This window comes from Nesiotobacter zosterae, from assembly GCF_033843645.1.
In the GTDB taxonomy this organism is placed as follows: domain Bacteria; phylum Pseudomonadota; class Alphaproteobacteria; order Rhizobiales; family Stappiaceae; genus Pseudovibrio; species Pseudovibrio zosterae.
Map to the genome: position 1 here is coordinate 106,891 of NZ_JAWXVZ010000001.1, position 10,648 is coordinate 117,538.

Sequence of the window (10,648 nt, forward strand, 5' to 3'; positions counted from 1 at the left end):
AAATGGCAAAAGCACGCGATGAGTTTGCAGGTCAGCCGTCACAGCGCCAGCTGCGCGTTGGCGAGCTTATCCGCAAAGAACTCAGTGACATTCTTTCCCGTGGCCGGCTCAGCGATCCCGATCTAGACGGTGTAATCTTGACGATCCCTGAAGTGCGAATGACGCCGGATTTGCGTTGGGCTACAGTGCTGGCTATGCCGCTGGGTGGTCAGAACACGGAAAACGTCATTGAAGCGCTGAACCGCAGCGCAAAGTATTTCCGCGGTCAGGTGGCCCGCCGTGTCACCATGAAGCACATGCCGGAACTGCGCTTTGTCGCGGATACACGGTTTGATGATGACGATCGCATTACGCGTCTGCTTCAGGACCCGCTGGTAAAGCGCGACCTTGAACGCGATGATGACGCCGACACCAACGAATAATCAAAATAACAAAGAGCTGAATGAGTATGGCGCGGCAGCAGCAGCGACGCAGAAAACGTTATCCAGTCAACGGTTGGCTGGTTCTTGATAAGCCTTTGAACCTGACCAGCAATGAAGCTCTTGGCAAGTTGAAGCGCATCTTCCATCCGGAAAAGGTCGGGCACGCAGGGACGCTGGATCCTCTTGCCTCTGGCTGTTTGCCTATTGCCTTTGGCGAGGCAACTAAGACCGTTCCGTATGTCATGGACGGCCGCAAGGTATACAGTTTTGAAGTTACTTGGGGCATTCAGACCACAACGGATGATGCGGAAGGCGAGACTGTAAAGACTTCCGATGTGCGGCCTGATGCGGCGGCAATCGGCGCTGTCCTGCCGGAATTCCGCGGTACGATTCAACAGGTGCCGCCAATCTTCTCCGCCATCAAGGTGGATGGAAACCGCGCATATGACCTTGCCCGCGACGGCGAGGATGTTCAGCTTGAAGCCCGTCCGATTGATGTGCACCGCCTCGATTTGGTTGAATGCATTGATGAAAACCGTGCCGTCTTTGAAGCGGAGTGCGGCAAGGGAACCTATGTGCGTGCATTGGCTCGTGACATCGGCGAGCGCCTTGGGACATGCGGGTACGTGACTGATCTGCGCCGTCTTTTGGTGGGCCCGTTTGGTGAGCACGAGATGGTGGACTTCGACGAGCTCGCGGCGATTGCTGAAGAGGCGGAGAGTGAAAACCCACTTGAGAACCCCGAGCTGATGGAGTGCCTGTTACCTGTTGAGGCAGGTTTGGCGCAACTGACTGGGGTGGTGGTGAGCGCTGATGCAGCAGCACGGCTCAAACGCGGCATGTCAATTATCTTGCGCGGCGCTACAGCACCCATTGGGCCTGAAGAGGTTTATGTCACCTCCGGCGGAACCTTGATTGCGTTCGGGGAAGTCGCGAAAGGTGAGTTCAAGCCTAAGCGCGTGTTCAATCTCTAAGGCTTTTGAGCACTTCAGATTCCTCTGGCATTTCGGATGGTTTTCCTCCATAGTCCCGCCGCTGGGTGAGGAGAACTTGCCCGGTCGTTTTGTGCCAACTAGACCATGCTGGACGACATCTCGGCATGGCCAACGGTTGGGCAAGGCCTCGCGATAGAGGCAAAGCCACGCCAGTGGCTGTCAAAAACACAGCCCTTAATTCAGGGGCGAAACAAAAAGGAAAAGACGATGTCGATTACTCCTGAGCTCAAAGCTGAGCTGATCAAGGAATACGCCACTAAAGAAGGCGACACCGGTTCCCCAGAAGTACAGGTTGCGATCCTGACGCACCGCATCACGGCTCTGACCGAGCACTTCAAGGACCACAAGAAGGATAACCACTCCCGTCGTGGTCTTCTCAAGATGGTTAGCCAGCGTCGTAAGCTGCTTGACTACGTGAAGGCTAAGGACGAAGCACGCTATCAGTCTCTGATCCAGCGTCTGGGTATCCGCCGCTAAAGTGGCAATGGAAAGCGCGGCGGCACTACTTCCGCCGCGTTTTCGTTTAAACAGGATGGTGGTACGGGGCAGGATTGCCGGTGTCTTTTGATTTGAAAGATACTCGTCGTCTTGCCTGTGATTAATCACCCTCTCCTGCAATGGAAAGGACGGTTGCGGCTTGAAACCCAAAAGCTGCAATCGTCACGGCAATAAAGTGACGGTTCCGTATTTGGCCCAACCGTGGGCCTGCCGAACGGAACGAACGTTAGGATATGAATATGTTTGATATACATCGCGTGGAAGTCGATTGGGGCGGACGCCCTCTCATCCTCGAAACTGGTAAAGTAGCTCGTCAGGCCGATGGCGCCGTGATGGCGACCTATGGTGAAACCAAGGTTTTGGCAACGATCGTTGCTGCGAAGGAACCTAAGCCAGGTCAGGATTTCTTCCCGCTTACCGTGAACTATCAGGAAAAGGCATACGCTGCTGGCCGCATCCCAGGTGGCTACTTCAAGCGCGAAGGCCGTCCTTCTGAGCACGAAACTCTGACATCCCGTCTGATCGACCGTCCAATCCGTCCACTGTTCGTGGATGGCTTCAAGTGTGACACTCAGGTCATCATCACCGTTCTCAGCCACGACCTTGAGAACCAGCCAGACATCTTGGCAATGGTTGCAGCTTCTGCAGCTCTGACCATCTCTGGCGTTCCATTCATGGGCCCAATCGGCGGTGCACGCGTTGCGTACATCAACGAAGAGTACGTTCTGAACCCAACCGTTGACCAGATGGAAGAAACCGCTCTGGACCTCATCGTTGCAGGTACTTCAGACGCGGTTCTGATGGTTGAATCTGAAGCACAAGAGCTCTCTGAAGAAGTGATGCTCGGCGCAGTGATGTTCGGTCAGCAGGGCTTCCAGCCGGTTATTGATGCAATCATCAAGCTGGCTGAAAAAGCTGCGAAGGAACCACGTGAAGTGGTTGTTCCGGACCATTCAGATCTGTTTGCCAAGATCAAGGAAATCGCTGCAGACGACCTTGGTGCCGCTTACTCCATCACGCAGAAGACCGAGCGCAAGAACGCTATTGATGCTGCAAAGGCTAAGGTTGTTGCAGCTCTCATCACTGATGCTGAAGATGCACCAGAAGCCGTTGTTGTAGGCGATCTCTTCAAGAAGCTGGAAGCTGAAATCGTACGTGGACGTATTCTGGACACTGGCAGCCGTATCGACGGCCGTGACCTGTCTACTGTTCGTCCGATCATGTCTGAAGTTGGCATCCTGCCACGCGCACACGGCTCCTCACTGTTCACCCGCGGTGAAACACAGGGCCTCGTTGTCGCAACGCTGGGTACTGGCGAAGACGAGCAGTTCGTTGACTATCTGGAAGGCACCAAGAAGGCTACCTTCTTGCTGCACTACAACTTCCCTCCATACTCCGTTGGTGAGACCGGTCGTATCGGTTCTCCAGGTCGCCGCGAAATCGGTCACGGCAAGCTCGCTTGGCGCGCTGTAAACCCGATGCTGCCTGCACACCACGATTTCCCATACACCCTGCGTGTTGTATCTGAAATCACCGAGTCCAACGGTTCCTCTTCCATGGCAACCGTTTGTGGTACCTCTTTGTCCCTTATGGACGCTGGTGTGCCCCTGAAGGCTCCTGTTGCTGGTATCGCGATGGGTCTCATCAAGGAAGGCGATCGCTTCGCAGTACTCTCCGACATCCTTGGTGATGAAGACCACCTCGGCGACATGGACTTCAAGGTAGCAGGTTCTGAGAACGGTGTTACCGCGCTGCAGATGGACATCAAGATCGACGGTATTACCGAAGAGATCATGAAGGTTGCTCTGGAGCAGGCAAAGGGTGGTCGTATCCACATCCTCGGCGAAATGTCAAAGGCAATCACCGAGGCCCGTGCGGAGCTTGGTGAGCATGCACCACGCATCGAAGTGATCAAGATCCCTGTCGACAAGATCCGTGAAGTGATCGGCTCCGGCGGCAAGGTGATCCGTGAGATCGTCGAAAAGACCGGCGCTAAGATCAACATCGAAGACGATGGCACCGTCAAGGTTGCGTCCGCAGACGGTAAGGCCATCAAGGCCGCGCTGAACTGGATTAACTCCATCGCTGCTGAGCCAGAAGTTGGCGTGATCTACGAAGGTACTGTTGTGAAGTGCGTTGACTTCGGCGCATTCGTCAACTTCTTCGGCGCACGTGATGGTCTGGTTCACATTTCCCAGCTTGCACCAAAGAAGGTCGCCAAGGTCACAGACGTGATCAAGGAAGGCGACAAGGTTTGGGTCAAGCTCATGGGCTTCGACGAGCGCGGCAAGGTTCGCCTTTCCATGAAGGTCGTAGACCAGGAGACTGGTAAGGAAATCGCAAAGGATGAGGAAAAGGCTGAAAAGTCTGAGTAATCTTCTTTTGAGATCGTGAATGAAAAGGTCGGCCTCCGGGTCGGCCTTTTTTGTTTTGCTGGCTTGCTTCAGAGCTGAGGGGCGGTAGCTATTGTCTAGTTGATGAGGTTCAGTGGGTTTTCATCGTTGTTGTTTGTGCTGTCGCTGGCCTCTACAAGAATGCTCACGCCCATGTGGCCAAACGAATAGAGCACACCGGGCGAACCAACATTCCATGTGCCGTCTCCTGCGTTGTACTTGAGAAAAACAAGGCCTCTGGGTATTTGCAAAACAATTTGAGTGTCTTGGGTGTAATCATAATCGAGCAGCTTGAATGATGAGCCACGTTGAATGGTGAAGGAGGCCACTGGCATAACAGATGGCTTCTGAAAGCCCACCTGCCACGTTTCCGGCTGGTCGGTCTCACATAAAAAGGAGAGGTCGTACTTTGCCATTGAGGTCTCACAATCGCCTAGGGACGTTGTCTCGTTGACGCGTTCCGGACGAAACTGTGAGAGGCCTGCAACGGGGCCAAAGGACCCCAAAGCTGCCGTTTCAATGAATGCCTACAATGCTGCAGGCTTGCTTGGCACGAGGGCGCGGCGACCATTTACCAGAATATAGATGCCGCTCAACACGATAATGCTGGAGCCAAGAAGCATCATGAGGTCTGGCGTTTCGCCAAAGATGGCAAACCCAAACCCAAGTGCAAACAATAGCCGGGAATAGCGAAACGGCGTTACAACGGAAACCTCACCAGTCCGCATCGCCACGGTGAGTGCGTAGTAGGCGCCGATGCCGATTACAGTGGCGCCTGTGATGGCAAACCAACTAAAGGCATCAGGCCAGACGAAGCCGCTCGTGGCAGCCGCATAAACGCCTCCGGTCGGCACGAGGACCGCGAAGCCGTAGACACCCAGCTGCATGTTGGAAAGCGCCGGTGGAGCTGCTCTCGTCGCTAAATCGCGCCCCGCAAAGCCTAGCATTCCGAGAACAGCTAAAATAGATGTCAGCTGAAAGGCTTCGGGTGTAGGCTTGATGACCAGAAGCACACCAATAAAACCGATGAGAATGGCAATCCAGCGCTGCCAGCCTACGCGCTCGCCCATGAACACGGCCGCCCCCAGTGTTACCGCAAGAGGTGTTGCCTGCAAAATCGCCGAAGTGCTGGAGAGTGTGCTGAGCGCCAGAGACAAAATGAAGAACAGCCGGCCGGAGATCTCGAACACGGCACGCATGGCCAGCGTTTTGTTCATGGCCTGGGGTACAAGGGCCCGTTCGCCTCTACGCCAGGTGAGCAACAGAAAGCCCACCATGCCACCAAGGCCAAACATCATCAGGATCTGTCCGACAGGTACGCCGTCTGCAGCCAGTTTCACGAACATATCTTCAACGGCAAAGCCAAGCATGGCGAGCACCATCCAGGCGCTGCCCCTAATGTTTTCCATGGTTAGACGAGCCTCAATACGCGGAAGGTGGGAGAGAACCGAACAGAGGTTTGGTGGCTTAATAAGGGGGAGCCTAAGCCGGTTCTCCTAAGGGGTCTACGTATATTTATGGAGGAGTTGTTGAGCCAACATCATTTGACGCTTCCGTCAGCAGGCCAAATTGCGAATAGCTTCAGTCCCTGCTATATGCTTCTACACCTTTAGTAGAAACAAAGGCGCAGACAAACCTCGGGGGACGGCGATGAGTGAGATGCGACTGGTTGTTGTTGGGGCGGCGGGACGAATGGGCCGCACCTTGATTCGCACCGCAACAGAGATGGACGGGGTCGTTGTCACTGGCGCCATTGAGCGGGAGAGCTCGGAGTTTCTTGGCCATGATGCTGGTGAGTTGGCAGGCTGTGGTTCGCTCGGTGTGAAAGTGACTGCTGATGCGGATTCGGCATTTGCCGCTGCTGATGGCCTTCTAGACTTTACAGCGCCGGACGCGACGTTGCAGTTTGCGGCCCTTGCGGCCAAGCACAACATTGTTCACGTAATTGGCACTACAGGCATGAGTGCCGAGCAAACAGAAGCGCTAAAGAAGCATGCCTCTGCGGCACGCCTCGTCAAGTCAGGCAACATGAGCCTCGGAGTGAACCTTCTGGCAGGCCTTGTGAAGAAGGCTGCAGCCGCGCTGGACGAAGATTTCGACATCGAAGTGCTTGAAATGCATCATAAACACAAGGTTGATGCGCCGTCTGGAACGGCGTTGTTGCTGGGCGAAGCAGCAGCCGAAGGCCGCGAAATTGACCTTGAAAGCCGGTCAGTCCGCAGCCGTGATGGCATTACAGGCGCCCGCAATTCGGGCGATATTGGCTTTGCCACCCTGCGTGGTGGCTCGGTGGTAGGTGAACATACGGTGATGTTTGCAGGCGAAGGAGAGCGTATAGAACTCTCGCACATTGCAACGGACCGGCAAATCTTTGCCCGCGGAGCGGTGAAGGCAGCCCTTTGGGCGCTGAAGCAGCAACCGGGCCTCTACTCAATGGCTGATGTTCTCGGCCTGACCGATGAGTAGGTGAGCCGCATCCTCCTCTGCTGCGCGGCGAGGAGAGTGGTATGCAAGACGGGACTTGAGAGTGGTAATCCAAGACCGCCGCTCTCAAACATACACAAGCTCCTTAGGAGAGAAAAATGGAACGCCTTTTGGTTCTCGTCCGTCACGGACAAAGTGAGTGGAATCTGAAAAACCTGTTCACCGGCTGGAAAGACCCAGACCTGACCGAACAGGGTGTTGCGGAAGCAACAGCTGCAGGCCAGCAGCTGAAAGAGTTGAAGATGGAATTCGACCTTGCTTACACGTCCTCGCTGACCCGCGCGCAGCACACCCTCAAGCTCATTCTTGAACAGCTGGGCCAGGAAGACCTGCCAACTGAACGCGATCAGGCTCTGAACGAGCGCGATTACGGCGACCTGACCGGCATGAACAAAGACGAAGCTCGTGAGCAGTTCGGTGAAGAGCAGGTTCACATCTGGCGTCGTTCTTTCGACGTTCCTCCTCCAGGCGGTGAAAGCCTGAAGATGACTGCAGAGCGCACCCTGCCTTACTACAAGGCTGAGATCCTTCCGAAGGTTCTTGAAGGCAACCGCGTCATCGTTGCAGCGCACGGCAACTCCCTGCGCTCGCTGATCATGGAACTGGAAGGCCTGACCCCTGAGCAGATTCTTGCTCGTGAACTGGGTACCGGTAAGCCAATCATCTACCGTCTTGATGAAGACGGAAAGGTTCTCTCCGTGCAGGACCTTGCTGAATAATTCGAGTGAATAAAAACGCTCAACAAAAAAGGCGGCTCCAAAAAGGGCCGCCTTTTCTATTGCGAGCGGGTCGTTTCTCAGAGCTCAAACCCAGACTGTTCCGCAAGGCCCTTCAAGCCACGCTCCGGGCGCGCGCCAACATGGGAGATGACTTCGCCAGCGCAAAGGCAACCCAGCTCAGCGCAGCTGGCCAGATCATAATCGCGCGCAAGGCCGAACAGGAAGCCGGAGGCGAACAGATCGCCAGCACCAGTGGCGTCTGCAATGCGCTCAACTGGCGTTGCAGGCACGTGAACTGTTTCCTCACGAGAGATGGCCATCGCACCTTCGACGCCCAATGTGAGTGCAGTCAAAGTGCAGTCTTCACGTACAGCAGCAATAGCGGTTTCAAGGTCTGCGGTCTCGTAGAGAGCCTTCAGCTCATGCTCGTTGGCAAATAGCAGATCCACCACGTTCTCTTTGATCAAAGACAGAAACTCGTTGCGGAACCGATCGACGCAGAAGCTGTCGGAAAGCGAGAGAGATACGCGACGCCCTGCGTTGTGTGCGATCTTGGACGCCTCAAGGAACGCCTGCTTGGCCGCTTCCGGGTCCCACAGGTAGCCTTCCATGTAGGTGACTGCCGCTGCACTGACCACGTCCTTGTCGATGTCAAACGGGCTCAAGGTCGTTGCTGCACCCAGATAGGTGTTCATGGTGCGCTCGCCATCCGGTGTGATCAGGATCATGGAGCGACCGGATGCCAAGTTGCCGTCCCGCAGCGGGCCGGTTCCAAAATGCACGCCAATTCCCCGCATGTCGTGACCGTAATTATCGCCCACTTCGTCCAAAGCCACTTTGCCGATGTAAGCAGGCGCGCCGCCCAGAGACGCAATGCCAGCGGCGGTATTGCCAGCGCTGCCACCTGATATGCGTACGGTCTGACCCATCAGATCATAAAGGCGCAGGGCCTCGTCCGTATCAATCAGGCGCATGGACCCTTTGTGCAGGTTCTGTTTTACGAGGAAGTCTTCTTCCACATGAGAGAAGACATCGGTGATTGCATTGCCAATGCAAAGCGCATCGAATTTCAGTTCTGACATTCTAAGTTCCTAGTGGCGCGCATGGGTAGTGAGGCGCCCGCGTGAGCGGGCCACTCGTCAGGCTCAGACGCCGGGACTTGGGCGCAGGGCGCGGTTCTCTTCTGGTTCCCGGATCTTTTCGCGGAACGGGCTGGCGTTGTAAACCCCAACGACCTTCAGTTCTGCGGAATAGAACGCAAGTTCTTCCATGGCCAGCGTCACGTTTGGGTCATCTGGGTGGCCTTCAATATCAGCATAGAACATTGAGGCAAAGAACTGGCCCTCGAGCTGGTAGGATTCCAGCTTGGTCATGTTGACGTTGTTGGTGGCAAAGCCGCCAAGGCTCTTGTAGAGCGCCGCAGACACGTTGCGAACACGGAAGATGAAGGTTGTGATCACCGGCTGACCGGTGTTCACCGCTTGTTTCTTGTCCTTTGAAAGGATGATGAAGCGGGTCGTGTTGTGCGCCGCGTCCTCGACGTTGCGTGCCAGAATGTCGAGACCATAAACTTCGGCTGCCAGCTCTGGTGCCAGCGCTCCCCAGGTGGGATCGTTGCGTTCCGCCACCTGACGGGCAGAGCCGGCGGTATCTGCGCCAACAATCGAGGTCATGCCGTTGGCGCGAATGATCTTCCGGCACTGCCCAAGAGCCATAACGTGGCTTTGAACGTGGGTTAGATTCTCCAACTTGGCGCCGGGTATGCCCATGAGCTGAAAGCGGATCGGCATGAAGTATTCACCGATGATGCTCAGTTCTGTGGTTGGCAGGAGGTGGTGAATATCCGCAACGCGCCCGGCGACCGAGTTCTCGATCGGGATCATGGCCAGTTCGGCCTCTCCGCTATCAACAGCATGAAAGCAGTCTTCAAATGTCGGGCAAGGAATGGCTTGAAAATCGGGATAAACGCTGTTGCAGGCCATGTGAGAGTTCGCTCCCACTTCTCCTTGAAACACGATTTTTCGCTGTTCAGACATTTTAAGACTCACTAGATGAGGTGGAGATTTCCTTTCTCTTTAAAGCCTCTAGTGGCAAAAGCGAACCAGTTTTCTCGCCAAACGCTTCGTTTGCTAAGCATGTTGCTTGCGTAGCGATGACAAATGCGCGCCACCTTCTGGGGAAACCTGTGTAAAATTACTGTGTCAAATCCGCGCAGAGTGCGCGTGCCCCGCTGTGACGGTGCGGCGCGCGCCAGAAGGTCTGCTGCCAGCTTGGGAAGTCAAGGAGCCCTTGCTGTAACAACTATTTAAAATCATTATAAGATCTGCAGGCATTGAAGTGGAGATGGCGCAGGCCCTTTACAGCACCCGCGCTTGGCCGTTTTACCGAGGCGATCTCACCGAAAGTGCTAGGAAAAACACTCATAACTCTATGGACAAAACGCTGAATTTGACTGTAGTTTCCAGCAAATTCTAAATCGCCAGACCATTGTTCGGCTTCCGGGGGAGGTCGTAGCGGTCGTAGCCAAAACTATCGGAGCATATCGGGATGGATTCGTTTGAACTGAACAAGATTGCGGGCGCAATTTTGTTCGCCTTGGTCGCTATCATGGGCTTTGGGGTACTTTCCGACATCATTTTCGCGTCACACGAGCCGGAAGTGCGCGGATACCAGATCGCTGTGGCAACTTCAGAAGGTGATGGTGTTGCAGCGGCAGCTCCGGAAGTAGAGCCGATCGAAGTGCGTCTCGCCTCTGCTTCCGTGGACGACGGTGCAAAGCAGTTCAGAAAGTGCGCAGCTTGCCATACCGTAGAGCAAGGTGGGGCGAACAAGGTAGGTCCAGCACTTTGGGGCGTGGTTGGCCGAGCGCCAGCGACCCATGAGGGCTTCTCTTATTCCTCCGCGATGCAAGAATATGCCCAGACCCATGATGCTTGGACTTTCGAGCAGCTCGATCACTTCATCGAGAAGCCGAAGGATCATGTTCCAGGTACATCCATGGGCTTTGCTGGTCTGCGCAAGCCGCAAGACCGCGCAGCTCTGATCGCCTACTTGAATTCGCTCTCTGACAACCCGGTTCCAGTGCAATAACCAGGCTTCAGAAAGCAAAAAGATGAATTGAAGGCCGGGTTCGCCCG

General features: G+C 55.1%; 11 protein-coding genes. 7 read left to right on the plus strand and 4 right to left on the minus strand.

Translation table 11 applies throughout. The features are described 5' to 3' along the window. Positions 1-2: 2 nt before the first annotated feature. The 4 genes from rbfA (at position 3) to pnp (ending at position 4,290) form a co-directional block, all read left to right on the plus strand. Complete coding sequence (gene rbfA, locus Q3Y58_RS00490; protein ID WP_274217823.1) at positions 3-422, plus strand: 30S ribosome-binding factor RbfA; 420 nt, start codon at positions 3-5, stop codon at positions 420-422. Positions 423-448: 26 nt separating this feature from the next. Further along, complete coding sequence (gene truB, locus Q3Y58_RS00495) at positions 449-1,396, plus strand: tRNA pseudouridine(55) synthase TruB (RefSeq protein ID WP_319620914.1); 948 nt, start codon at positions 449-451, stop codon at positions 1,394-1,396. A 228-nt stretch (positions 1,397-1,624) separates the two neighbouring features. After that, entirely contained in the window at positions 1,625-1,894 is a 270-nt protein-coding gene (rpsO, locus tag Q3Y58_RS00500) for a 30S ribosomal protein S15 (RefSeq protein WP_274217824.1), read from the plus strand. Between the two features lie 260 nt (positions 1,895-2,154). Next, positions 2,155-4,290, plus strand: coding sequence for a polyribonucleotide nucleotidyltransferase (gene pnp, locus Q3Y58_RS00505; protein WP_274217825.1), 2,136 nt, complete (start codon positions 2,155-2,157; stop codon positions 4,288-4,290). A 95-nt stretch (positions 4,291-4,385) separates the two neighbouring features. Here pnp and Q3Y58_RS00510 read toward each other — a convergent pair whose 3' ends face one another. Both Q3Y58_RS00510 and Q3Y58_RS00515 read right to left on the minus strand, forming a co-directional pair. Then, complete coding sequence (locus tag Q3Y58_RS00510) at positions 4,386-4,724, minus strand: hypothetical protein (RefSeq protein ID WP_319620568.1); 339 nt, start codon at positions 4,722-4,724, stop codon at positions 4,386-4,388. Between the two features lie 111 nt (positions 4,725-4,835). Next, positions 4,836-5,717, minus strand: a complete 882-nt coding sequence (locus tag Q3Y58_RS00515; RefSeq protein WP_319620569.1) for a DMT family transporter — start codon at positions 5,715-5,717, stop codon at positions 4,836-4,838. Positions 5,718-5,958: 241 nt separating this feature from the next. Here Q3Y58_RS00515 and dapB point away from each other — a divergent pair, with 241 nt between their 5' ends. Together dapB and Q3Y58_RS00525 are read left to right on the plus strand one after the other, a co-directional pair. Then, a complete protein-coding gene (gene dapB / locus Q3Y58_RS00520) occupies positions 5,959-6,774 on the plus strand; it encodes a 4-hydroxy-tetrahydrodipicolinate reductase (protein WP_319620570.1) in 816 nt (271 codons plus the stop codon). Between the two features lie 116 nt (positions 6,775-6,890). Next, entirely contained in the window at positions 6,891-7,511 is a 621-nt protein-coding gene (locus Q3Y58_RS00525; RefSeq protein ID WP_274217829.1) for a 2,3-bisphosphoglycerate-dependent phosphoglycerate mutase, read from the plus strand. A gap of 77 nt (positions 7,512-7,588) precedes the next feature. Here the strand turns inward: Q3Y58_RS00525 and Q3Y58_RS00530 are convergent, their stop codons facing one another. Then, entirely contained in the window at positions 7,589-8,593 is a 1,005-nt protein-coding gene (locus tag Q3Y58_RS00530; protein ID WP_319620571.1) for an adenosine kinase, read from the minus strand. Positions 8,594-8,656: 63 nt separating this feature from the next. Beyond that, positions 8,657-9,547 (minus strand): prephenate dehydratase, encoded by an 891-nt coding sequence (locus Q3Y58_RS00535; RefSeq protein WP_274217831.1) that lies wholly within the window; start codon positions 9,545-9,547, stop codon positions 8,657-8,659. 511 nt (positions 9,548-10,058) lie between these two features. Here Q3Y58_RS00535 and Q3Y58_RS00540 point away from each other — a divergent pair. Next, positions 10,059-10,601 carry a c-type cytochrome gene (locus Q3Y58_RS00540; RefSeq protein WP_274217832.1) on the plus strand — a complete coding sequence of 181 codons (543 nt, stop codon included), beginning with the start codon at positions 10,059-10,061 and terminating at the stop codon, positions 10,599-10,601. The last annotated feature ends 47 nt before the right edge of the window (positions 10,602-10,648 follow it).